Source organism: Ruegeria sp. G2 (genome assembly GCF_056533505.1).
The window spans coordinates 84,147-108,890 of the sequence record NZ_JBQFON010000001.1 but is presented as its reverse complement, the minus strand read 5'-3'; the positions used below and the strand labels follow the sequence as shown (position 1 = coordinate 108,890).

At 55.5% G+C, this 24,744-nt stretch carries 18 protein-coding genes and 1 pseudogene; 11 read left to right on the top strand and 8 right to left on the bottom strand.

From position 1 onward, the window contains the following. The first annotated feature begins 19 nt into the window (after nucleotides 1-19). Complete coding sequence (locus tag ACR0DU_RS00490) at nucleotides 20-541, top strand: hypothetical protein (protein WP_480871874.1); 522 nt, start codon at nucleotides 20-22, stop codon at nucleotides 539-541. 3 nt (nucleotides 542-544) lie between these two features. Then, entirely contained in the window at nucleotides 545-1,414 is an 870-nt protein-coding gene (locus ACR0DU_RS00485) for a hypothetical protein (RefSeq protein WP_480871873.1), read from the top strand. Nucleotides 1,415-1,548: 134 nt separating this feature from the next. Here ACR0DU_RS00485 and ACR0DU_RS00480 read toward each other — a convergent pair whose 3' ends face one another. The 7 genes and pseudogenes from ACR0DU_RS00480 to ACR0DU_RS00450 all read right to left on the bottom strand — a co-directional run bounded on the left by ACR0DU_RS00480 (nucleotide 1,549) and on the right by ACR0DU_RS00450 (nucleotide 6,991). Continuing rightward, the gene (locus ACR0DU_RS00480) at nucleotides 1,549-3,441 is read right to left on the bottom strand and encodes a type IV secretory system conjugative DNA transfer family protein (protein WP_480871871.1); all 1,893 of its coding nucleotides are present in this window, start codon (nucleotides 3,439-3,441) and stop codon (nucleotides 1,549-1,551) included. Further along, a complete protein-coding gene (locus tag ACR0DU_RS00475; protein WP_480871870.1) occupies nucleotides 3,434-5,242 on the bottom strand; it encodes a relaxase/mobilization nuclease domain-containing protein in 1,809 nt (602 codons plus the stop codon). Before ACR0DU_RS00475 ends, ACR0DU_RS00480 begins: the two co-directional genes overlap by 8 nt. Continuing rightward, entirely contained in the window at nucleotides 5,229-5,819 is a 591-nt protein-coding gene (locus ACR0DU_RS00470; RefSeq protein ID WP_480871869.1) for a hypothetical protein, read from the bottom strand. Before ACR0DU_RS00470 ends, ACR0DU_RS00475 begins: the two co-directional genes overlap by 14 nt. A gap of 174 nt (nucleotides 5,820-5,993) precedes the next feature. Next, nucleotides 5,994-6,275, bottom strand: coding sequence for a hypothetical protein (locus ACR0DU_RS00465; RefSeq protein WP_480871868.1), 282 nt, complete (start codon nucleotides 6,273-6,275; stop codon nucleotides 5,994-5,996). A 7-nt stretch (nucleotides 6,276-6,282) separates the two neighbouring features. Next, nucleotides 6,283-6,486 (bottom strand): annotated as a pseudogene (locus ACR0DU_RS00460) (hypothetical protein); the annotation flags it as partial. Then, nucleotides 6,483-6,686, bottom strand: a complete 204-nt coding sequence (locus ACR0DU_RS00455; protein ID WP_480871866.1) for a hypothetical protein — start codon at nucleotides 6,684-6,686, stop codon at nucleotides 6,483-6,485. The pseudogene ACR0DU_RS00460 and the gene ACR0DU_RS00455, both read right to left, overlap by 4 nt. Then, nucleotides 6,683-6,991: a hypothetical protein gene (locus tag ACR0DU_RS00450; RefSeq protein ID WP_480871864.1), complete on the bottom strand. Its 309-nt coding sequence runs from the start codon at nucleotides 6,989-6,991 to the stop codon at nucleotides 6,683-6,685. Before ACR0DU_RS00450 ends, ACR0DU_RS00455 begins: the two co-directional genes overlap by 4 nt. Nucleotides 6,992-7,460: 469 nt before the next feature. Here ACR0DU_RS00450 and ACR0DU_RS00445 point away from each other — a divergent pair, with 469 nt between their 5' ends. After that, nucleotides 7,461-8,264 (top strand): SHOCT domain-containing protein, encoded by an 804-nt coding sequence (locus tag ACR0DU_RS00445; RefSeq protein ID WP_480871863.1) that lies wholly within the window; start codon nucleotides 7,461-7,463, stop codon nucleotides 8,262-8,264. 126 nt (nucleotides 8,265-8,390) lie between these two features. On the opposite strand, the gene ACR0DU_RS00440 is transcribed toward ACR0DU_RS00445, so the two are convergent. Beyond that, nucleotides 8,391-9,269 (bottom strand): ArdC family protein, encoded by an 879-nt coding sequence (locus ACR0DU_RS00440; RefSeq protein WP_480871861.1) that lies wholly within the window; start codon nucleotides 9,267-9,269, stop codon nucleotides 8,391-8,393. 584 nt (nucleotides 9,270-9,853) lie between these two features. Here ACR0DU_RS00440 and ACR0DU_RS00435 point away from each other — a divergent pair. From ACR0DU_RS00435 to ACR0DU_RS00400, 8 genes are read left to right on the top strand one after another with little or no spacing between them, the layout of a single operon-like run. Continuing rightward, complete coding sequence (locus tag ACR0DU_RS00435) at nucleotides 9,854-10,750, top strand: BrxR family helix-turn-helix transcriptional regulator (RefSeq protein WP_480871860.1); 897 nt, start codon at nucleotides 9,854-9,856, stop codon at nucleotides 10,748-10,750. Then, nucleotides 10,747-11,205, top strand: a complete 459-nt coding sequence (brxF, locus tag ACR0DU_RS00430; protein WP_480871858.1) for a BREX-3 system P-loop-containing protein BrxF — start codon at nucleotides 10,747-10,749, stop codon at nucleotides 11,203-11,205. Before ACR0DU_RS00435 ends, brxF begins: the two co-directional genes overlap by 4 nt. A 14-nt stretch (nucleotides 11,206-11,219) precedes the next feature. Continuing rightward, complete coding sequence (locus ACR0DU_RS00425) at nucleotides 11,220-14,951, top strand: DUF6079 family protein (RefSeq protein WP_480871857.1); 3,732 nt, start codon at nucleotides 11,220-11,222, stop codon at nucleotides 14,949-14,951. Between the two features lie 5 nt (nucleotides 14,952-14,956). Next, nucleotides 14,957-16,306 carry a hypothetical protein gene (locus ACR0DU_RS00420; RefSeq protein WP_480871855.1) on the top strand — a complete coding sequence of 450 codons (1,350 nt, stop codon included), beginning with the start codon at nucleotides 14,957-14,959 and terminating at the stop codon, nucleotides 16,304-16,306. Between the two features lie 12 nt (nucleotides 16,307-16,318). Continuing rightward, nucleotides 16,319-19,183 carry a DNA methyltransferase gene (locus tag ACR0DU_RS00415; RefSeq protein WP_480871853.1) on the top strand — a complete coding sequence of 955 codons (2,865 nt, stop codon included), beginning with the start codon at nucleotides 16,319-16,321 and terminating at the stop codon, nucleotides 19,181-19,183. Further along, entirely contained in the window at nucleotides 19,180-21,993 is a 2,814-nt protein-coding gene (locus ACR0DU_RS00410) for a DEAD/DEAH box helicase (RefSeq protein ID WP_480871851.1), read from the top strand. The genes ACR0DU_RS00415 and ACR0DU_RS00410 overlap by 4 nt, the downstream gene beginning before the upstream one ends. Continuing rightward, entirely contained in the window at nucleotides 21,990-24,002 is a 2,013-nt protein-coding gene (pglZ, locus tag ACR0DU_RS00405; protein WP_480871849.1) for a BREX-3 system phosphatase PglZ, read from the top strand. The genes ACR0DU_RS00410 and pglZ overlap by 4 nt, the downstream gene beginning before the upstream one ends. After that, nucleotides 23,983-24,705, top strand: coding sequence for a hypothetical protein (locus ACR0DU_RS00400; RefSeq protein WP_298842927.1), 723 nt, complete (start codon nucleotides 23,983-23,985; stop codon nucleotides 24,703-24,705). Before pglZ ends, ACR0DU_RS00400 begins: the two co-directional genes overlap by 20 nt. Nucleotides 24,706-24,744 lie beyond the last annotated feature (39 nt).

The window sequence follows — 24,744 nt, the reverse complement described above, 5'->3', positions numbered from 1 at the left end:
AAGCAAAAGGTTCTGGAAATTGCTTAACAGCCTGGCCCGCCTTGCCCTGACTGCCACGGCTATCGCGCCCGTTGGGTACACATATGCATTCGTCGCCGCCTTCAACGATGCGTGGCCAACGATGGTGTGGCTGTTGCTCGGCTCAACGACATTGGTGGTGGTGTGCCTATGGGTTCTCAAGACGACCCGTTCCAACCGCGCCCCTGCCTCTGAGAAACACAAGATCACCACGGTGGAGCCTGCCGACCGGGAGAACATGGCAATTATGCTCTTGTATCTCTTGCCCTTGTTTACGGCCGATTTCGAAAAGTTGAACTGGATCATGTGGGTGCCCACGATTGCGATCTTCGCCTTTATCGCGGTGACCAGCCACAGCTACTTTTTCAACCCCCTGCTTGGTGCGTTCGGCTGGCACTTCTACCGTGTCGGCACACCACAGAACGTCACCAACATCTTGATTACCAAGCGGACGATCCGCAAAGGCGACCAGACGATCAACGGGATCGAACTGGGGGACTATGTGATTTTGGAAACGGAGTGACCAATGCCGAGAACGCTTTTCGCGCTTTGTAAACAGGACGGGCAGAATGTCGTGCGAAGGGTGCCCTTGGAAGCCGGCGTGCAGGGCGAGGTCGAAGCGATCTTCGATGAACAGGAACGGTCCTTTTTTCACGGCAAGGATGAGCCCATCGAGTTTAACGGCGATTGGAAGCCCGACGGAAACGAGTTGCTTTGCATCACGGACGCTGATCTTCTTGCGCAACTGAATGAGACGTTGGCCAACGGCGCGGGGGCCTACGGCCATTTAGACATCACCAACTATGACGAGGCTGGGGTCAAAGCTCTGTTCATGCACTCCGAGCAGATCGAAGGGCATATTCTAATGCAGAAGTTTCGGACGTCTCAGTATCTGCAACGCAAGGGTCTGACGCTGACGTTTAACGACAACCAGTTTGGCAGACTTTCAGAGCAAGGGTTTTCGCTGGATGAACGGCTGGGCGCTGTTGTTCGCGGCGACACCGTCATGTTCGTTAGCTTCCACGTGCTGCGGTCGATCTTGACAGTTCAAGAGCATTTTGCCGAAGCGACAGCTCAGGAAGTCGACGACTTCGCAAAGCATCCATCTTTTCACATCGAGAATCGAGCCGTCTTCGACAGCCATATGGATGAACGCTGCCGAAAATTGATACGGGGCATCCATAAATCGGGTGTCTTGGTCGATCACAATGTCGCAGAGATCATCGCGCGGGCAGAAACCGTGGGGCTTGCGCTGGACGAAGACGGTGGTCGCATTGCTCTACCATCAGTCAAGCGCGACCTTAAAACGGTCCTCAGCTTCTTGGAGGAAAGCGTCTATAAGGGGGTCTTTTCTGAAGAGACCTACTTGACCAACTCCAAGCGCCCTGTGGCCTGAACCCTCCGCTGTGGGCACGACGCCGTCTTGCGGCAAGGCAAGCCACTAGCTGAGTTTTGCGTCTCCTGGATGTCGACTTTCTGTGCGCCTTCATTGTTAGCTCGCACTCGCAGAGAAGGCCCGCTTTCCGCCCTTCATTCCCGAACAGCCTCCTCCATAAATCTCTCCACCCGTTCAGCTCCTGCTTGATACTCGCTCAAACCAGGCTTTTCGCCTGACGCCGGACCCCGCTCTTCATTGGCCAAAGCATCGATCTCTTCGCGCCGAGTCCCTCCGCTTTCGGACCCGTCACCTGAAACCGCTTTCGGCATCTCAAGCGCTCCAATCTTTGCCTCCAGCGCCTTGATCTGCCCTTGCAGCCCGCGCATCTGGTCACCGGCCGAGGGATATGGCAGCTCTCCGCTCTGCTTGTCGAAGATCCGCTGAAAGAACCGGTCTTCATAGTATTTGATCCGCTTGGCTCGCACAGGCATTTGCGCGTCGACCACCAGAACAATGTCATCAAGATCCATGCGCCGCGCTTCATCTTCGGGCAGCAACGCGGTCTCTTCGGTCCGTTCAGACATACTGCGACCGGCGAAGGGGTTGCGACCGACTGAGCGCGAGCGGGTCACAACGCGCTTGGTGGTTTTCCCTACCGCTTTGCTCAGTTCTTCGATGGTCTTCTCATCTGAGGGAGTCAGATAGAGCTTGATGCCCGCGTTGCCCTGCAAGGCACGCCGGGCATTTTCGCCGTAGATTTCATCTAGCGCCGGGATGGTCTGTGTGACGATCGCGAGATTGGCGCGGTAAGAGCGCAGAGTTTCGATGCTGTCCAGAACGATGGGCATTTTGCCGAGGCGGTTGAACTCATCGAGCATGATCATCACCGGCCAGGGTTCGTCCTTGCCGGGTTCATGATCCTGAAGCGATGCCAGCAAATCCGAGAAAAACAGGCGGATCAACGGCGCGAGCGGTTTTACCATCAGCGGTTCGACCACGAGATAAACCGAAAACGGCGATTTTCGGATATCGCGAAAATCGAAGTCCGACGTTGCGGTCGCACGGTCGATGGCCGGGTTTGACCACTGCTTGAGGCCAGATGTCATCAAGAGCGACAGGTAGGATGTCAGCGTGTCGTTGTTGGTCGAGGCCATGCGCATGAAGATCAGCTTGGCGGCTGGATTGACCACTTCATCGGCGCGGCGGCGATACTCCTTCTGCTTGTCCCCGCCTGATGCGGTGATGCGGTAAATCTCGCCCAGGGTCGGTCGCTTGCGCTCGAACGCTAAAAGCCCTGCCGCCACGAATAGATCGATACCGCCGTCGAGAAGCCCTTGAACGCGGTCGTTATCTGCTTGCAGAAACAGGGAGGCCAGGAGCTGCAGCTCCATCTGCTGGCGGTCGACGTTTTCCAGCGCCGATATTCGCAGCAAGGGATTGTAGCGGTGCGAGCGACCATCCTTCCAATCTGTTGGCGCGAACCGGAACACCTTGTCGCCCTGCGCGGCCCTGTGGCGCGCCGTCGCATCGAAGTTTTCGCCCTTCACGTCGAGCACGACGGCACTGCCCTGATAAGTCAGAAGGTTCGGAATGACGAAACCCGTAGTCTTCCCGCGTCCGGTCGGGGCCACGATCAATGCATGGGGGAATACCTTGGACATCACGAAGGGTTTGCGGCTCTTGGGCTTGCCCATTTTTCCGAGCACAAAGCCGTGGCCAGGCTTGCCGAAGAAACCGTTGCGCTTCATCTCGGACATGTGCTGCCAGTGGGTTTCCCCAAATTTGGTCAGAGCGTCGTTCATCAAGACCGCACTGAGCAAAACACCGGCTGCTGTACTGCCCCCCACGATCAGGTGAACAATCTGCATATCGGCCGGATGGGTCGTTCGGAGAACCCCATAGCTGCGTGCCAACATCAGAAAATCGATGTCCGCCCCGACCCCGAACCAGCGGAACGTCAGAAAGGCCGACGCCAGAACATTGCCCAACACCGCTCCCAGAAGAGCAAAGCTCATGACGCCGAGTGCGATCCGCGTCTTACCCATGCGTCACGCCCTTTTCGCCATCGGCATCGACATGCCGCTCGCGTTGAACATCAATTTCTTCATTGGCGATCTCGTCGAGGACATGCTCCATCGCCAAACTGTTCGCCAGAGCGGCATCGCTCTGCAGATAGGCCTTCGCCGCATAGAGCCGGTCCAGGCGGTCGTCTATATGTTCCTCCAGCGTGGTCTCATCGCCAATCGCCAAGTCCGAGGTACCTTCTCCTCCGACCAGCTCCTCCATCTCGGCACGTAAAGTCTTGCGTTCCAGATCATTTCGGAATGGATCTGCGGTTGGGTCGCCCCTCATACGGCTCAGGATTTCAGCAGTGGCTGGCGGCAGCCGGTCGATGATGGCATCCTGCCGGTCGGTCTCCACCGTCCCACTGTCTTTAAGAACCTCAGCATCTGCCAACACACGGCCCAGATCACTGTGCACCTGGTCAAGGCGGTCGATGGCTTTCTCGAGCTCTTCGGCGCGTGACAGGTCAAAGCCTTCCTTCTCGGCAATCGCCTTCAAATCGTGCCCAAGCCACTGCCGCTCCAGCGCTGCGTTTCCCGCGCCGATTTCGACGCGACGCGTCACATCCTGCGCGTCTATGCCGGTGCCTTTCAAAGCCTGCTGAAGACGTTTTGCCAGTGCTGGATCCTGCAACGTTTCTTGAGCTTCGGCCCGTATATTTGCGGCAGAATAAATCCCACTTTGGGACGCGTCTTCGAGCAAGGTATGGGACTGCGTTCCCATTGGGCTCAGATGTGACAAAGAGCGATAGATGTCGTTCAGCTCATGCTCGAACGCCGCGCGCCGCTCTACCGGGGCGTCCGCCACAATGCGTTCGGCCTGGTTGATCTTGTCGTGAAAGGCATCCACGACCTCATCAAACGAATGCTGTTCTTCGGCCATGCCATATACCTTTCCATCTGCTTCAATCGGTTTGCCCTGCGCCAAGAGAGTCGCGGCCTTTTCCAAAGCTGCTGCAATGTCATGCTGGTTCTCGCGCGAGGCCTCGGCTGCTAGGCCGCGATAAAGCCGAGCATTCTGCGCCACCTCAGCCAACGCACGATCAAGCTCTGGCCCCACGCGCTCACGCTCGGTCCGCTTTTGGCCCGTGGTTTCCGCGCGGCGCAGCTCTAAATCGCTTGGCTTCTTCGTCGTGATGCCACGCTCGAGCTTTCGCGTCGCCTCAAGGCGCAACCCATAGCGGTCCGACACCTCCACCATCGCCTCGCGAAAACTGTCGTAGTTGAAGTGGTGCCCTTCCTTTAGAAAGAAGAACTCTCCATCCTTGCTGCGCCTGTTCAGGACGATGTGGGCGTGCGGGTGATCCCGGTCCTCATGCACGGCGGCGATGTAGTCAAAATGGCTGCCTTCGCCCTGAAAGAACCGCTCGCAGATCTCGCGCGTGATCTCGGCAACATCCTCGCCGCGCGTGCCAATCGGGAAAGCCATCAACAGATGAGAAGTGTTCCCCAGCTTGGGATGAAACCCCTCATTCCATTGCGCTGAAAACCGGCGCGTGACCTGTTCGATCTCTTTGGCTGACAGAACGCTTTGGCCATCATAGGTGCCACGGCTGTCGATGATGAAGCTCGACTTGGTTGTGAGGTATTCCAGCTGGTTGCGCAGCTGCACTTTGTTCTGCGTGCCGCCGTCGCGAATGGCTTTGAAGATCGCGGGTGAATGCCCCATGGCCGCGCGCGCCATCTGCTTGGCACGGGCGCGTGGAACGTTGCCGCGAATGCGGCTCCAGTCGCGGTCAAAGAAGGCCTCCTGCGCGGCGGCAACGGCGCTATTCCGGGCCATCGGCAAAGCCCCCCAGAACGCGGGCAACCTCGCCGGACAATGCACTACGGCGGCGCTGCGCCATATCTTGAACCTGGTCAGCGATGTCGAAGATCAGCCCGGCCAAGGCGCGGACCTGGCTATGGGCAGAATTGCCATAGGGCGGCGTCTTGCCCTGTCGCTTTGCTTCGTTCAGACGCTGCGCGATCTGGTTGATGTTGTTGCCGGTACGATTGAGCGAGGCCGAGAGTCCCTGCATCTGGTTGGCCAGTTCGTCGTCGGGAACAAAGAGATCGTTTGAAGCATGGATCAGTCGCCGCAGCCCCTCGGCGCGGCTGGTGATATCATGCCGCGTCAGCACCGCATCAAAGCTCGCAAGCTCCTTTGGCGTCAGCCGGACATTCACCAGTTCAGAGCGCAGGCGTGCATCCAGCTTGCGGCTTTGATCGGCCTTCAACGTGTAGAAGATGCTGCGGGTCGTTACCCCGAATTCACGGGCCAGATCCTCGATCGGCACCCCCTCGGCACGCTTGCGCACGATGGCAAAACGCTGGTTCTGCGTCAGTCGCTTGTGCCGTGGTGCGCGCGGTCGGCCCATGTGAAGTAATCACCCCTATTTCTTGCCAGCATCATACAGGCAGCTCTGTTATGGCATTTGGCCATAATTGATTCAATATTATAATATTGCATCAACTACCTGTATTCCGTTTGGAGCAGCCATAGGCTGCGACCGCCGGGCAATGCCCGGCCACATGCGCAAGGCATGGCACCACTAGTCGTGGTTCCACGCCTCAGCATCGCCAAGCAATTGCAGCGCTATTGCGCGGGCCGCGCTTTCGGCGCTGGCATAGGTTTGATGATCGGGCAGCTCGTGCAGATCAAAGGGTTGTTGCGGGTCGCCCGGGGTCTCAACTCGGACATAGATCGCCCAGCCATCAATCAGTTCTGGATCATCACAATACTCCTGCCCGCCATCAGGCAGATTGCAGAACCCATGCAGATGCACACTGGCGCGGCCCTCTCGGGCCGCCTGCTTAATGTCAAAATACTTCATGGCAATCCTCGGCGTTTTCCTCGATGGAAAATTCGTCAGGCTTGCCGTTCAAGCGGGTGCCATCCCGACTGGTCAAGCCAATAGCCGACCCATTCCGCGTGAATTTGATGAGGTACTGTCCGAGGTCATCACGCGTCACCACATACCCGCTGTTGAGCCAGTGAACGCGGTTGCCCGCGTCCACTGCTGCTTTGATCTCTTCCAAGGTCATCGCAACGCCTCCTCAAGGATTGCGAGAGCCCCAAGACAATCGTCGATATAGGGCTGCTCCTCACCCTCCAGATCGTTCAGCTCCAGCCGGTTCAACACCGCGTAAAGCGAGGCGCGGGCCTCACGGGCAGCGCTACGCAAGCTGACGGTGTCTTCCAGACGTGCCGTCGCAAAATCATCGCTGTGATAGTCAGGGATCATCGGATTTCTCCCGCCTTGTGTTTCCAACGCGGGGCTATGTCCTTGAACGGCACAGTGAAGGGCGGCAGCGCGTCAAAGCCGTTCGAGCTTTTGGCCACCTTCACCTTGGCGCAATCATCCTCGACGCTGAGGATCTCGACGCAGAACACGCCGCCCAAACCGGACGGGACAACGATCTCCTTCAGCTCGTGCCGATGCTTTCCGCAATAGACGCAGGCGCTATAAAGCCCGTCGATGATGTGACCGCCGGTCGTGCGATCACAGTCGCAGGTCCAGAATTTCGGGGGCTGATATTTGTGAGCCATTTGTGGCCTCCTCTTGGGTGCTGCGGTTGGGGCTTGGCTCCCCTTCCGCCGATGGGCTGCACACCGGCCAATCTGATCTGACCGAATACGCATGTATTCGGCGGAACAGAGTGGGTGGGGGCACAGCCCGACCCACGGCCCAGGAGCGGCCGGTCAATGGGTCAAAGCCAGCAACTGGTGCGGCCCGCAGCGCGCTCCGCGCGAGGACACGGGTTGCAGTCTTTGACGACGCGCCCGCGCGGCGCTTGCCCATTGACGGGACGCGACTGGGATGTTGGGCGGACTAATCAAATTGAAAGAAGCCTGAAGGAGGTGAGCGGGCTGAAAGCCGGGCGATCCTCCGCACAGTCCGTTTCTCAGAGCGGCCCGAGCGCAGCAGCACGGGCCACAATTTTTTGACATTGTTCAGCCGAGCAACGATTTGGTCCAACGAAGCAATTTTCTTCTTGCGCGCAGCTCTTTAGGAGGAATGATAGACATCGAGGACATTAGCTTTGGGCCGAGGCTTGGCTCCGAGGAGGGTAATTTGGAAGTAATAATTTTCGTTGTAATCGCCGTAGTCGTAATTGCGATTATTGTTGGCATTTCTCAGGGGCAGAAGATCAATTCTTTGCGCACGGAATTGGAGAATGAGTTTCCGGAAGCGAAGATTCATGTCAGTCACAATGACAGCTCATTCCTTGTGGTCGATTTCAGGAAAGAGAAAATGGTTGTGGGCCTTCAAAAGGCTCGCGGCACGATCTTAGCCCAAGAACAACCTTACCGCTCGGAAATTCCTTTCTCAGGAATTGTCAAAGCTGAAGTTTTGAAAGACGGCACACAGGTGGCTTCAACCAATAGGGGAAGCCAAGCATTAGGCGCTGCTGTTGGCGCTGTAGCCTTTGGCGGCGTTGGTGCGATTATCGGGGGCCTCTCTGGCTCTTCAACGTCCTCAAGTGGTACCAAAAGGCTATCCATTCAAATCACGGTAGACGACCCACAAAAGCCACTCCACGAAGTCACGTTCTACGAAACTGAACGCAAGAAGGGGGGAAAACGCGGTGAGATGTTTTTTGACCAAGGCGCTCAGCAGGTTGCAGAATTCGCCGCCCATATTGAGGCTGCCGTCCGGAAGGCGGACGGCGCGAAGCCGAATTCGGCATTCCCACCGACGGCCTCAAAAGGTAATACATCAATCACAGAACAGATTGGCGAACTGTGGAGCTTGAAGGAAGCAGGAGCGCTTACGCAGGAAGAGTTTGAAACCCAGAAAGCAAAGCTGATCAATGGATGAGACTTTGACGAAATTGGCGCCAAGATATTCAAGAAGAAACGCACATTTGTTTACTCGGGCGAATTTTCACCGGATTTGACGCGCCGCATTTGCGGCACGTCATCGGGGGTAGAATTGTGGGGCCGTTCATGCTGCGGCCGCTTTCGATTGACCTGCGGCTGCTAGGACAAAATCGGCTGCCTTCTGGGCCTCGGACGCCGCGCGAAAAATCGCCCGCTTGTCCTCTTTGAGCGCTTTCAACCACCCTTCAACATAGGCGGCGCTTTGGTCGAATTCCGGCGCGACGCCAATCTGGGCACCAAGGAAACAAGCGCCGATTTCCGCCACCAACTCCTCAAAGGCATAGGCTTCGCGGTTCGCAAATTTCTTGATCCGCTCAAGCCGCTTTTCGCTACCGGTCCAATGGATTGATTCATGGGCAAGGGTCGCAAAATACCCTTTCGCACTATGAAAGGTCGCTACGGGCGGCATATGGATGTGATCCTTGGCCGGGCTGTAATAGGCTCGCGGCTCATCGGTGGTCACGATCTCCGCACCCGTGCGAGCAAAAAACGCCTCAAGCTCGGGATCAGCCTCAGTGCCAAGATCGCGCGGGGCCTCGGGCCGGATATAGTAATCCTCGGGCAAACCTTCGATCTGATCGGCATTGAAGACGCGGTAGGCGCGCGCATAGGGCAGCTCCTCCTCGATGCCCAACTCGTTCTCTCGGGTGAACGTCCCGTATTTGACCACGGTGGACGACGTCTCACCTTTGCGGACCTGACCGCCCAGCTCTTGGGCCTGTTTGTAGGTCATCCATCGGCTGGACACATAACCATGCTTGGCCGCCATAACCCAGAGCATCAGGATGTTAATCCCGCGATACTCCTCGCCGTTGTGTCGGGTCGGCAGGGCAATACCGGACGCGCTCCCTGTCCACGGCTTGCGCCATGGCGGCGTGCCTGCCTCGATCTCTGCAATAATGGTGTCGGTGACATGGGCATAAACATCAAACTTCGGTGCCATTTGTGGCCTCCTCGATCAAAGTGACGCGGGTGAGGCTTGGTGCCTTCTTCCGCCGATGGGCTGCGCCTCGGCCACCTGATCTGACCGAATACGCATGTATTCGGCGGAACAGAGTGGGAGAGGGCAAAGCCCGACCCACGGCCCTGAACGGGGCTGTCAATCGGCCACATTTGCGAAGAAAATGTCTGCGCCAAAATCAGACGCCAATTTGCTGCGCGAGGAATGGCTCGCTCGCGAGACACGGGAAATTGGTGGCTGATTTTGGGGATGGACTAAGGTTGACCGCCACGGTCAGGGATGTTGGGCGGACCTAAATAAAGACGATTTCAGTATTGCAGGGAGGTTAGCAAAGCTGCCGATCCGCAATACTGCCACTCGCGCTTCAAAACCCACTGACGCCATGTGTAGACTGGCGCAAGCAATGCTTCCGAATAGACCACCAACCCTACAACCCTGTGGTGTTCTAAACACCTGAAAAACACCAAAAACGGCCTTGTAATTGAACAGCTGCAAAGCTAGCGTGGCGCCAGACCAAAAATTGTGCGCGCATAGTTTTCGTACGCATTTATTGCTGGGAGGCCATCTTGAAGAACGAAAAAACGGGACTTCGATGGGGAGTCGAGCAAAGGCTCGAATTTATTGAGTTTCGTCTTTTCTGGGAGGGGCATGTGAACCGGAGCGATTTGATGGATCAGTTTGGACTTTCGGTCAACCAAGCGTCCGCCGACCTGAACCGCTATATCGGCTTCGCCTCTGAAAACATGATCTACGACAAGAGTGCGCGGACTTACGTGCGAGGCAATGATTTCCAACCACAATTCCTGGAGCCTGATGCGAGCCGCTATCTAGCTCAGCTGCGGTCCGTGGCCGAAAATATTCTTGACCGTGAAGACTCTTGGATCGCCAATCTTCCGTCCTTCGCCTCTGCGCCCACGCCGGTCCGTGGAGTTGATCCGGTGACTCTTCGTTCCGTTGTGCGAGCGATCAGGCGGTCCGAACAGATAGAGATCCGATACCAGTCGCTTTCCAGTCCGGATCCGCGATGGCGGTGGATTGCACCTCATGCAATTGCCTTCGATGGATTTCGTTGGCACGCCCGCGCGTTCTGCCTAACCGACGGGTGTTTCAAGGATTTTCTTCTCTCCCGGATGATCGAGATTTGTGGATCGCGCGCGAGCGAGGCCTCGGCCGATGATGATCTTGACTGGAATTCGGAAGTCGTGCTTGAAGTCGCACCCCATCCCGACTTGTCAGAAACGCAGGCAAAGGTGATTGCCCTTGATTACGGGATGCGTGGCGGCAGTGCGAAGATCAAGGTGCGGCGCGCGTTGCTCTATTACGCGCTGAGGCGCTTGGGATTGGATACAGATCCCGCAGCGAGGCGCCCGCAAGACCAACAGATTGTCCTTATGAACGCCCCCGAAATCGGGCACTCAACACTAAGCGTCTCGGCACCTGTGAGCGGAGGCCTAAGCGGATGATCGAGGCACTTGAACGCGTTGTCGACGATCTTGCCGTGGTGAACAGCAAGCTATTGCTGCTGATCGGCGCACCAAATTCCGGGAAAAGCGACTTGCTACGCCAACTGGCTGGACGTCGAAAGCTGCACATCCTCAACATCGGAGCCGCCCTCGGACGTGAACTGCTCACAATCCCGAGTCCCCGGAGACACCTTCAAGCAGCCGACCTTCTGAAAGGGTTGGCGGATGAGTTCTCGCGGGAAGGACTTCTCCTCATGGACAATCTCGAACTCCTGTTCGATCAGGAGCTGAAGCTAAGTCCGCTCGATTTGCTACGGCGGCACTCTCAGGCGCGACGGGTTGTTGCGGCTTGGCCGGGGACGCTCACAGACAACAGGCTGTCGTATGCAATGACAGGACATCCAGAATATCAGGACTACAGCTGTGATGGCGTGGTTCCGTTCAGAGTAAATTGAAAGGAAATCTCGAGATGGCAATGCGTTACGGCGATCTCATTCAGTTTGAGCCCATTGAATCGGTTATTCAGCTTCTCGATGCAGATCGTCCTGGCGAAGCCAAGAAGCTTGTGTCCACCTATGTCATCTCGGATGACATGGCCGAACGCATCGCCAAGCTCATGATCCCGCAGCTCTCCTTCGATGAGGCGGTGGACCACAAAGGCGTCTTGGTAGTCGGAAACTATGGTACTGGTAAGTCGCACTTGATGTCGGTGTTGTCACTCGTCGCTGAGGACGATGCCTATTTGCCGATGATCCAGCACCCCAAAGTGGCTGAGGCTGCAAAGACAATTGCAGGTCGTTTCAAGGTGCATCGCATCGAGATTTCGAGTCAGATGTCATTGCGCGACATCATCACCCAACAGCTTGAAGTCTTCCTGGAAAAGCACGGTGTGAACTACACGTTCCCGCCTGCCGATCAGGTCATCAATAACAAGGCTGCGTTCGAGGAGATGATGTCGGCCTTTGCGGAGGTTCACCCGGATCAAGGTGTTCTCCTCGTCGTCGATGAGTTTCTCGAATACCTGCGATCGCGCAAGGACCACGAACTGGTACTCGACTTGTCCTTCCTCCGCGAGATCGGAGAGGTTACCAAACATCTCCGGTTCCGTTTCGTTGCAGGCGTTCAGGAAGCGATCTTCGATAGCAGCCGCTTCCAACATGTGGCGGATAGCCTGCGGAGGGTTAAGGACCGTTTCACTCAGGTTTTGCTGGCAAGACAAGATGTCAGTTTCGTTGTCGCGGAACGCCTCTTGAAGAAGTCCGCGGACCAGCAGGACAAGATCCGCGCCTACCTTGCCCCATTCTCGAAATTCTATGGTTCAATGAATGAGCGGATGGACGAGTATGTGCGTTTGTTCCCAGTACACCCAGACTACATCGGTACGTTTGAGCGCCTGGTTTTCACCGAGAAACGAGGTGCCTTGGTGACATTGCGTGATCAGATCCAGGCAATCCTCGACGATGAAGTTCCTTCAGATCGGCCTGGTTTAATCGGCTTCGACAAGTTTTGGGACACTGTCGCAACAAACTCCGTTCTGCGCTCAGATCCGAATATCGGGCCAGTTCTCAAAGTTTCAGAAGTGCTTGCGGAGAGGGTCTCCAAGGCATTCACTCGTCCTGCATATAAGCCGATGGCGCTTCGCATCATTGATGGTCTTTCAGTCCATCGTCTGACGACGGGTGGGGACATCTATGTTCCCGTCGGACCGACGGCTGAGGAATTGCGCGACACGCTGTGCCTGTTTCAGCCGGGTATTGAAGACATGGGTGGCGACCCGTCCGACGATCTACTCACAGCAGTCCAGACCACGCTTCGAGAGACCCTCAAGACGGTAAATGGTCAGTTCATCTCCAAAGCGCCAGACACCGAGCAATATTATCTCGACCTGAAGAAAGACGTCGACTACGACGCGCAAATCGAGAAGCGGGCCGAGGCCCTCTCCGAGGATGCGCTCGATCGCGCTTACTACGGCGCCATTCGCCAGCTCATGGAGCGCACGGACGAGTCCAGCTACGTGACGGGTCACCAGATTTGGCAGTACCAGATCGAGTGGCAGGAACGCCGCGTTGAACGTATTGGCTATCTGTTTTTCGGCGCACCAAATGACCGGCCGACCGCTCAACCTGAGCGCGATTTCTATTTGTACTTCATTCAGCCTTTCGATCCCCCGCGTTTCCGTGACGAACAAAAGCCCGACGAAGTGTTCTTCCGCCTGAAATCGCCTGACGAAACGATCAAGCGATTGCTGAGCTTCTATGCGGCTGCGCAGGAGCTCGCATCTACGGCTAGTGGCGGTGCCAAGGGCGTTTATCTTGATCGGGTTCGCGACACGCTGCGCGAAATGAGCAAATGGCTGCAGGAAAGACAGCTGGAGGCATTCGAGGTCACCTTCCAGGGCAAGTCCAAGACACTTCGGGATTGGACAAAGGGCATTTCGCTCAGGGACAAGGCTCGCTTGGGGCCTGACGAGCGCATCAACTTCCGCGATGTCGTCAACGTGATCGCGGGGATCGCGCTGAGCAGCCGCTTCGCAGATGTTTCGCCTGAATACCCAACGTTCTCAGCGCTGGTGACGGAGTCCAATCGAAAGCAGCTCATTGGCAACGCGCTTCGTGCTCTGACCGGCAGCAGCCGTACGAAAGATGCTGTGATCGTCCTGGATGGCCTCGAAATGCTCGATGGTGATCGTATCGACCCAGTTCAATCTCGATACGCGCAAGAGGTTCTCGGGCGTCTGAAGGCCAAAGGTCATGGGCAAGTGCTCAATCGCAGTGAGTTGCTCGTTGGCAATGCGGATATCGAATATTTCAGCCCTGACAAATACCGGCTCGAGACCGACCTCCTAGTTACAGTGCTCGGTTCATTGGTCTATTCCGGTGACATCGTCCTGGCGATTACCGGGGACAAGATTGACTCCGGCAAGATCGGGCTGCTCGCTGGCCGTCCCCTTGATGATTTGAAGCAGTTCAAGCACATTGAAGCGCCGAAGGAAATCAACGTTGCAGTGCTTCGGTCACTGTTCGAGATGCTGGAGCTGCCGCCTGGTCTAGCGCAGCAGGCCACGCAAGGTTCGGACGAGCCGGTCAAGGCGCTTCAGGAGGAGGTCAGCAAACTCACCAAACGCGTGCTTGCAGCCTCCACCGATATGGCGAACCGGCTGAGCTTCTGGGGTCAGCCTCTCCTGCGCGACGAAGAAATCAGCGACTGGAGATTGAAGCTCGACGAGCTCAAGGCATTCTCAGAAAAAATGTCGCCCTACAACACGGTCGGCAAGCTCAAGAACCTGCGCATTGGGTCTGACGACATCGCAGCCCAGAAGAAAAACCTCGACGTTCTGAACTCCGTCGAGGGGCTCATCAGCCTGATCGGTGAGCTCGGGAACACGGCAAGCTACCTTGGTCAAGCCGAGATGGTGCTACCGTCTGACCACGCATGGGTGAAGCAGGCTCAGGATACGCGCAAACAGGTTCTCGACGCATTGTCGGAGAGCCGCACTGGACAAAACGGATCCGAGCACCGGCAGACGCTCGCAAAGCTCAAAAAGGACTATGTGGCGGCGTATGTCGGCCTGCACAGCAAGGCACGGCTCGGGGTGTCTGAGGACAAGACAAAAACCGCGCTGCGCAAGGACTCCCGTCTCGTCGCCATGCGGGTTTTAGCGAATATTTCGCTGATGCCGACAAGTCAGCTCACCACCTTCGAGGAGAAGCTCGACAAGTTGAAGAGCTGCGCCTCGCTGATCGACTCCGAACTCGCGGCCAGCCCGGTTTGTCCGCACTGCAACTTCCGCCCAGCGAACGAGCAAGGCGATATGTTGCCCGCCGCCAATGTGCTCAAGCAGCTCGATGATGAGCTCGATCAGCTGCTGGACGGATGGGTGCAGACGCTTCGAGACAACCTCGAGGATCCAATCATCCAGTCGAACTTCGAACTGCTCAAGGAAGGTTCGCGCAAGATCGTCACCAGCTTTGTCGACAGCAAGTCGTTGCCTGATCCGGTCACGCCCGAGTTTATCAGCGCTGTGCAAGAGGCGCTTTCCGGCCTCGACAAGGTCGTCGTTTCGGGTAGCGACATCCGGCAGGCCCTGCTTCAGGGTGGATCGCCCGCGACACCCGAAGACCTGCGCAAGCGGTTCGAGGCGTTCCTGAACGATCGCTGCAAGGGCAAGGACGCCACAAAACTGCGCTTTGTGGTGGAGTGAGGGACATGTCGAACCAGGCAGTAACTGACATTGACGTTCTTGCGCTTTCCGTGCGCGATCAAGAGTCTCGGCGGCTGATCGAAGAGGCCATAACAGCGTACCGTGGTGGCGCCCTAAGATCTGCAATTATGTCGGCGTGGATTGCAGTAGTGCATGATGTTTTTTCAAAAGCACGGGAGTTGGCAGCGCAAGGAGACGCCGCGTCCACAACATTTGTTGCAAAGATCGATAACGCTATTGAGCACAAAAACATTGTTCAAATGCAATCCTTAGAGCGCGAGTTGCTCGAAACGGCAAAAGACGAATTGCAACTAGTAACGCCGCATGAACACGAGACTCTCAAACGAATTCAAGACGATCGACACATGTGCGCGCATCCAGCCTTTATTACGGAGGACGAACTTTTCCAGCCGTCTCCAGATTTAGTCAGATCGCATCTTGTGCACGCACTGCAATGCTTGCTCATACACGCACCACTGCAAGGCAAGAGTGCCCTAAATCGTTTCAAAGCAGACGTTCTAAGTCCGTCCTTCCCATCGACCCAAGATGGCATCAGAACATTCGTTTTTGCCAAATACCTAAACCGTTCGAAGGATGCTTTGGTCGCCAACCTAATCAAGGTTCTCTTGAAAGCGCCTTTTCTTGAAGGTGAAGACGAACTCCTTAGAAAGAAGCGGCAGTTAGCGTGGACGTTGAGCGAAGTCGCCGCACGAAAGACGCCCATATTCGAAGAAATCGCCAGACCCTTTGTCGGGCAGTTCTTTGACGGCGTGGCAGATGAAAGACTGCTCAATATCTGCACCTTCCTAGGGGCTGAACCACAGCTTTGGTCTTGGCTCAGCGAACCAGTCAAGCTGCGTTTAGTCCGCCTCATAGAAGAGTGCCCAATTGACGACCTAAAAGAACACCTCGTCTTTGACGCGTTTGAAGTGCCCGAACTTGTCGATTCACTGCTCGCAAAGTTTACGAGCTACGGCACCGAAGAACGAATTCAGCTGCTCTCGGACAACCCTAGCAAACAATTTGTTTCGTTTGGGATTGAGATTTATTCTGCCGTCGGGAGTTATCGAGAGGCTGAAAAACTAGGACAATCTGTTGTTATCCCCTTGGCGTCGCATTTTAGCGCCGACGACGTCCGCAGTTTGTTAGAAGCGATCCTAGGCAACAGCCAGATCTCTTACGCATCTGGCACCTCGGATGTGCTAGTCGAAGTCTTTAAATTAACCGCATCAATTTTCCCTGCGTCCCGCGAGCACTGGCAGAGGTTTGTTGACGAGATGACCGCTCAGCATGGCGGCGAACAAGACACGCCGTATTCCTACCCGAGTATTCGCGCTAAGCTTGACGCTGCGTAAAGGAATAACCACATGAATGACCTATTCGATCAGGCAACAAAGAAAAGCAACCAGTCGAGCGAAGTTGAATGCCTCGGTCAAACATTTCCGAGCGATGACGCGCGCAGGGAGCACTTTCTGAAGCTCTTGGCAGAGAAGCTGAAAGAACCTGAATTTCGTTCTCAAGAGGGTTTTCCCCAAGGGTCTGATGACGCAATCCTCGCCATGTCAGATCCACCCTATTACACCGCCTGCCCAAACCCTTGGCTTGATGCGTATGTGAGCCATCATGGAACATCCTATGATGGAAATGACGAGTACAAAAAAGAGCCGTTTGCATCTGACGTGAAAGAAGGGAAAAACGCGGCAGTCTATAACGCACACAGTTACCACACTAAGGTGCCGCACAAGGCTGTGATGCGATACATCCTACATTACACGCGGCCAGGTGACGTTGTTCTGGACGGTTTCTGCGGGACCGGTATGACCGGTGTTGCAGCCCAGTTTTGCGGGGATCGGCGTGAAGTAGAGTCGTTAGGCTACCGGGTTGACGACGAAGGAACCATCTTTGAAAAGAGAGATGAAATTGGACAGTCAGGGTGGGTTCCCGTTTCAAAGATCGGGCGCCGTTTCTGTGTCTTGAATGATTTGTCGCCAGCAGCTTCGTTTATCGCTCATGGGTTCAACACACCAGTCGACATTCTAGATTTTGAGGAGCGCTCCAAAAGAATTCTTGGCAAAGCCCGCGATAAGTTCGGATGGATGTATCAAACCCTTCACGAGCCAAAACCTGAAGTGGTCCGTGAGGCAGCGAAGCTCATACATTCGGATGACAATCCTGTTTTGACGGATGTTGGCCCTGTTGGGTGGGTGAATTTCGTAATCTGGTCAGATGTTTTTATCTGCTCCGAATGCCAAGAAGAGATCAACTATTGGAACTCGGCCGTTGACAGAGAAAAGGGAGCAGTCGCCAATACATTTAATTGTCCTAGCTGTAGTGCGGAGTTATCAAAAAGAAAGCTGGATCGCGCCTGGACTACCTACTTGGACGAAGGAATTTCAAAAGAGCATCGTCAAATAAAGCAAGTTCCCGTGGCGCTAAACTACTCGATCGGCAAAAAAAGGTTCGAGAAGAAACTCGACGAAGCTGACTTGGCGATCTTTGAAAAGAGTACGAACAGCCCGCCTCGCGATTGGTATCCCGTCACTCCATTGATGAAGGGAGACAAGACAGGCGAGCCACTCAGGATTGGCGTCACCCACGCCCACCATTTTTATACCAACCGAACTTTGTCTGTCCTGGCACATCTACGAGAGCAAATTTTTCAGGAGCTTCATGAGTGTCCGGCACTTGGTCTGTGGTTTACGTCTTCAATGGCTTGGACAAACCGCCTAAACCGCCTTTTGGCGTCAAATTACTTTGGCGGTGGCGGAGGTGTAATTGGCCAGACGCTTCAAGGAACGCTCTACATCAGCTCAATATCGGTTGAGACCAATCCCTTGGAACGCTTTGGACTTCGAATAAAATCGGTTCCTTTCACCGCTCCGAGGAAAGATGCAATTGTTACAAATGGAAGCGCTACAAGCCTTCCAATTCCAGATAGCTCACTGGATTATATTTTTATCGATCCCCCGTTCGGAGCGAACATCATGTACTCCGAGCTTAACTTTTTGTGGGAGTCTTGGCTTCGAGTGACGACGAACCAGCAGCATGAAGCTATCGAAAACAAGACCCAAAAAAAGTCTGTGGACGATTATCGTTCCCTTATGACTAGCTGTTTTAAAGAAACATATCGCGTCTTGAAGCCAGGGAGGTGGATGACTATTGAATTCTCGAATACTAAGGCAAGTGTGTGGAACTCGATTCAGACCGCGTTGCAGGAAGCTGGTTTCGTCGTTGCAAACGTTTCGGTCCTAGAGAAAACACATAAAGGATTCAAGGCTGTCACAACGACAACAGCGGTAAAGCAAGATCTAGTAATTTCTGCCTACAAGCCGAATGGCGGACTTGAGGATAGAATATCCCAGAGCGGTGGCGGGGAAGAATCCGCTTGGGACTTCGCCCGGTCCCATCTTGGATATCTACCGGTCACAAAGTCTGTTTCAGGTATCCTCGATTTTATACCGGAGCGCGAACCAAGGATTATCTTTGATAGGATGGTCGCTTGGTTCGTGAGGCACAGCTTGCCTGTCCCATTGTCGTCGCAAGAGTTTCAAGAGGGGCTTAAGCAACGCTTCGTCGAACGCGATGGCATGATATTTTTGCCAGAACAAGTATCTGGGTATGACAAAGTTAGGTCGAGAGCCGCTCAGGCTCCTCAGATGGAACTCTTTATCGCAGACGAACGAAGTGCCATCGATTGGCTATCCGACTTTTTGAAGAAAAGACCATCTACCTATCAGGAGTTACACCCGGAATTCATGAGTCAGCTTGGAGCTGGGTGGAAGAAGCACGAAACTCGACCTGAGCTAGCAGCTCTCCTAGAGGACAACTTCCTTCAATATGAAGGCAAAGAAGATGTGCCCAACCAGATCCACAGCTACCTTTCGACCAACTTCAAGGATCTCCGTGGTCTGGAAAAGGAAGACACGCGCCTGAAGGCAAAAGCGAAGGACCGCTGGTATGTGCCCGATCCGAACAAGGCGAAGGATCTAGAACGGAAACGTGAAAGGTCGCTCCTGAAGGAGTTCGAGGCATATAAGACCGCAAACAAGCGCCAGCTCAAGGAGTCGCGCCTCGAGGTATTGCGCGTGGGCTTCAAGACTGCCTGGGGTGCGAAGGACTACAAGACAATCATTGGCATCGCCGAGAAGCTGCCAGACGCAACGCTGCAAGAGGATGAAAAGCTCCTGCTCTGGTACGACCAGGCGCTGACCCGCACGGAGGCTGATGCGTGACGCATGCCTCCCAGGACTTTGTCATTGGCGCGTGGTGCTGGCATGAACGACATGCAGCACCCTGCCGCGTCGTGGACCGGGAGGAGATGTGGGGCGAAACCGCATACCGCGTCTGGCTCCCGGGCAAGGATGCCGTTGTCCGTGCCAGGTCCCGGGAGCTAGGGCCACTCGACGCTGTCCGAACGACAGTGGATCAGATCCTGCACACGGCCGCCGCGGCAAAGCTACTGGATGCGCTGGAGGACAACCTGCTTCTGGCGCCGATCCAGTCGAGCGTCGTTCCTTTGCCACATCAGCTTTACGCCCTGAACCGCGCCATGAGCAGAGATCGGATCCGTTATCTGCTTGCGGATGAGGTAGGGCTTGGCAAGACCATCGAAGCCGGTCTGATCCTCCGGGAGTTGAAGCTTCGCGGCATGGCCAAGCGAATCCTTGTCGTCGCGCCCAAGGGGCTGGTGCGGCAATGGCAGGCCGAGATGCGCCTGCACTTCGGTGAGAACTTTCAGTTCATCGAGCCGTCAGAGCTTTCGGCATATCGTCAGTTCCGAGATGATGAGGAGAATCTCTGGCGGCTGCACGATCAGGCGATCTGTTCGCTGGATTCGGTGAAACCGCTAGAAGGGCGGCGCGGATGGAGCGCGGAGCAACTCAGCACTTACAATCGTGAACGGTTCGAAGATCTGATCTCGGCCAACTGGGACCTTGTGATCATCGACGAGGCTCACCGAATGGGAGGCAGCACGGATCAGGTTGCGCGGTACAAGTTGGGCGCGGCACTTGCCGAAGCTGCCCCGTACCTTCTGCTTTTGTCGGCAACGCCGCACCAAGGGAAAACGGATCAATTCCACCGTCTGATGCAGCTGCTGGATCGGGACTCTTTCCCCGATGAGAACAGCGTTTCGAGCGACCGCGTGCGCCCGTTCGTTGTGCGGACAGAGAAGAGGCTTGCGATCGATGCTGAAGGCAAGCCTCTGTTCAAGCCACGAATGACCCGCATTCAGGCTGTCGCCTGGCTTGACCGACACAAAGCACAGCAAGGGTTGTACGAAGCGATCACTGAGTATGTTCGCCACGGCTATAACCAAGCCATGGCATCGAAGCAGCGGCACATCGGCTTCTTGATGATCCTCATGCAGCGTTTGGTGACGTCCAGCACCGCAGCCATACGTGCAACCTTGGAAAAGCGCCTCCTCGCCCTGGACGACGACCAGCGACAGCTTCAGCTCTTTTCCACCGAAGGTGTCGGAGACTGGCATGAGCTAACGGGTGACGACCAGATCGATATCGCCGTGGCCTTCGATGCCTTGGATGACGAGCGAAAAGACGTTGAAGCACTCTTGTTCCTCGCTCGTCAGACCGAGGCGCAAGGCACCGACGCAAAGGCCGAGGCTCTTCTCGAGCAGATCTACAAGATCCAACAGGAAGAAAACGATCCTGAACTCAAGGTCCTGGTTTTCACCGAGTTTGTTCCGACCCAAGCCATGCTCGCGGAATTTCTCGAAGGTAGGGGGTTCTCGGTTGCAACGCTTAATGGGAGCATGGACCTTGAGGCGCGTGGCCGCGCGCAGCGGGCATTCTCCAAGGATGTGCGTATTCTGATCTCGACGGACGCTGGCGGCGAGGGCCTCAATCTCCAATTCTGCCATGTCATCATCAACTTCGACATGCCGTGGAACCCGATGAGGGTCGAGCAGCGTATTGGGCGCGTGGATCGCATTGGGCAACCGCATATTGTGCGAGCCATCAATTTCGTACTCGAAGACACCGTCGAGCATCGGGTTCGCGAAGTTCTCGAAACAAAGCTCGCTGTGATCGCCGAGGAATTCGGCGTGGACAAAGTTGCCGATGTGATGGATTCGGTCGAGGCGGAGCCACTGTTCGACGAACTCTTTGTTCAGGGGATCCAAGACCCGGCATCGATCGAAACAGAATGCGATGCCGTTCTGACGCAGCTTCGTTCCTCGTTGGCAGAGAACCGGAAGAATAGTGATCTGCTCGCCGACGGCCATAAACTAGAAGCCGATGATGCGCGCAAGTGGCGAGACCATCCGGCACAGTTTTGGCTGGAGCGGGCAATCACAACTGGCCTCCCTTCGCGGGGGGGAGAAGCCAAGAAGGAAGGCGATACCTGGCGGATACGGTGGGCCGATGGCACAGAGTCATCTTCGGTGTGTTTTGATGCGCGCACCGCGGGAGATCGGCCCGAAGTAGAGTGGGTCACGCTGGAAGATCCAAGAGCGCAGGCTTTGATTGCCGATCTTCCGCGTTGCATCGCCGGTCAACCCATCCCCGCTGTCCGCATAACAGGTCTGCCTGATAGTGTGAAAGGCGTTTGGTCTCTTTGGGAAGTCAGTCTGGCAGCTGACGATTTCAGCCGCCGCCGCTTCCTATCCGTTTTCGTCAATGATGAAGGGCGCGCCTTCCAACCGACGGCAAAACGCATTTGGGACGTGCTTCTGACGGAGCAGATCGAACCGATTGATGTGCCTCAGATCGATGCGCCGCGCGACTGCTTCGAGAGATCGAAAGGGGCTGCGGTCACGCAAGGAGAGCGGATGTTCTCTGATCTTGTGACAGAGCACAAGGCTCGGATCGAGGAGGAACGCGAACGCGCACTCTACGCTTTCGAAGCTCGACACCAGGCGATTGGCAGAGTGGGGCTTCAGACTGTTCGTGATTATCGACGGAAGCGGCTGCAGAACGAACATGAAGCTCGTATGGCGCAGCTCGATGCTGCGGCATCTTACTCGCCCGATCTCAATGCGCTCCTCGTGTTGCGAATTGGTGAAACGGTGGCTGGTGCACGATGAGTATTTGGGCTGATCGTATCCTGCGGGAGTTTCCCGCAGATCTGTCTCGCTTCTGGATCGCCTTGGATCCGGATGGCCTGCTCTTGGATGAAACCATTCTGCTCGGGCTTCGGGAGCGCGATTTCGAAGTTCTCCCCTTCGAAGATTCTGTTTCCTTTAGAACGGAGTATGAAGAGCGTTATCGATCCGCATGGGATGCGGGTGAGAAAGGTTCCGCCAAGGCACTCATCCTGCAGTGGCGGGGCGCGGACATCAATTCACTCCCTTGGGACTACATCAGGTCTGGACGGCAAGTCAGCTTGAGCTTGGCCGATCTCTTCCCCAACCTGAATTATGGGGTTGTCCGCAAGCTTGACGCTGAACACCACGAAGAGCTCTTCCAAGCCTATCAGAAGCACGCGACGCAGCTACTGGGAGAAGGCGCAACCAAGGATTTTGTCCTCACGCACATCTTCAGGCTGAGCCCTTATCTGCTGAATCGACCGGAGGATTTCTGGCGAGAAGCTTTGCGGCTTCACTATCGCGGTGCGGGCCTCCCCAGCCTATTTGCAGACCATGTCACAACCGTACTTCGGGACACATCTCTTCGCAGTCTTCCGATTAGTGAACTGCTCGCCTCAAAGCCATTTATGGTACGCTCCATACAAGAATCTTGGGCGCGTTTCGTCTCACATTATGGAGTTGAAATTGATGCCCGCGATAGGGATCAAGAGCCGGTCGAAGGCCATACGTTCGACGTGCCCTTTGATCACCCCGACGTAAGGGTGATTATAGACACCATGTTCCTTGAGGGAGCCCTTCAACCCATTGAAGCACACGCCCGCCCTGCACACCTTCCTGATTGGATACAGGTGGGCCTGATCGATGATCCTCAGGCACTTGTTCATTTGGTGTCGGAGGGAGCGAAAAGGATCGCGGCGAGTCTACCCTCTGAGGGGGCGTCGCATCGAGATTGGGTAGAAGCGGCACGGCGCCTTGGAGAACTCATCTACCGCTTCAACGAACTAAAGGCGGTGGATGCAGATAGCCTGCGGGGGCAGCTCCAGATCTTGCAAAGAGATGCCGATGCCCGCCTCAAGGATTGGGTACTTCAGCATTTTGCGGACTTGCCCTCGCTACCTGTCTCAAAGGCGCCAGTGATGGTTCATCACGTGCCGCGCTATCTCGCGATGCGCAGAGGCTTTGGCGAAGATCGAATTGCTCTTCTTGTCTTTGATGGTCTGGCATTAGACCAGTGGGCTCAGATCAGGGAACACCTGTCGGCCAAGCTTCCCGACTTTTCCGCCGACGAGGGTGGCTGCTTTGCGTGGCTGCCCACGCTAACGTCAATCTCTCGCCAGGCGCTCTTTTCGGGCCTCAAGCCACGTGAGTTTCAAGGCTCGATGGATACAACGGCGAAGGAGCCTTCTCTGTGGACTAAGTTCTGGCAGGAGAACGAGCTCAAGCAGCCTGAAGTCGTATTCCAGAAAGGGCTCAAACACTCTGAACAATTGGCAAGACTGGAAGAAGTGCTCTCGAATCCTACCACCAAAGTTGCAGGCCTTGTTGTCGACATGGTCGATGAAATCGTCCATGGCGCAATGCTCGGGAAACGCGGGATTGCGAGCCAAATTCGCGAATGGTGTGATACCGGCTTCATCGAAACGCTGTTTCAAATCCTCAGTAGGCATGGCTACCATATCTACCTGACTGCTGATCATGGCAATGTTGATGCTGCGGGCATTGGACGGCTTAGCCAGGGTGTTGTATCAGAGATGAAGGGGGAACGCGTCAGAGCGTATCGCAGTGAGGACCTCGCGGCGTCTGTTCCGCAAGAGATCGATGCATTTCAGTTTAGCGGTCCAGGACTTCCGCCCGACTTCTTGCCCGTTTACGCGAATGAACGCGGCGCGTTTGTGCCCAAAGGGAACATGGTTGTTGCTCACGGAGGAATGGCGTTAGAGGAACTGATTGTGCCGTTTGTGAAAATAAGAATGAAGAAAGAAGAGCATGCGACCGACAGCGCCTAAGATAGGATTTGACCGTTTCATCCGCCTTGAATGGGCAAAAAGAGCTCTGGAAGTCAGAGCTGGTCTCACTGAGCTCGACGAGCTTGATGTTCTCCTGGATGAAGCTCACTCAGGCCCATCCGCCAAGAAAAAGACCAGAACCGTACTGAACCGCCTCTGGTTAGAGCCGCGGAAGGATCTGGAGCCTTTTGCTCAACGCGCCGTGGAACTTTTCCAATCGTCACCGTCTACATCACCAGCTGCCCTTACGTGGGGCATGGCCATAGTGACATATCCCTTCTTTGCCAAAGTGGCGGAAATCGTTGGCCGATTGACCTCGCTCCAAGGCGACTGCACCACCGCTGAAGTGCATCGTCGGATGGCAGAAATCTACGGCGAGCGCGAAGGTACGAGAAGAATGACCAACATGGTCCTTCAGTCCCAGATAGACTGGGGACTGCTAAATCGCAGTGACAACGGCAAAACCCTCACTCGGAAAAAAGCCATTGCCTTAGAAGAACCGGATCTCATGCGTTGGATGGCAACGGCCGTTCTGGAAGCCGTGGGGCGTCCTATAGGGCTCGGGACACTAGATGCCCAACCAGTGATCTATCCCTTTGTCCTTGGCGATAATCTTGGTTTTGTTCTCTCGTCTGCGGCAGATCTTGAACTGCGTGCGGATAGTGCTGGAAACCAAACCGTTTCGCAGGTCAAAGAAGCGTAGACCAAAAATCTCGACTACGGTCGGTATCAAGTGGAGCGC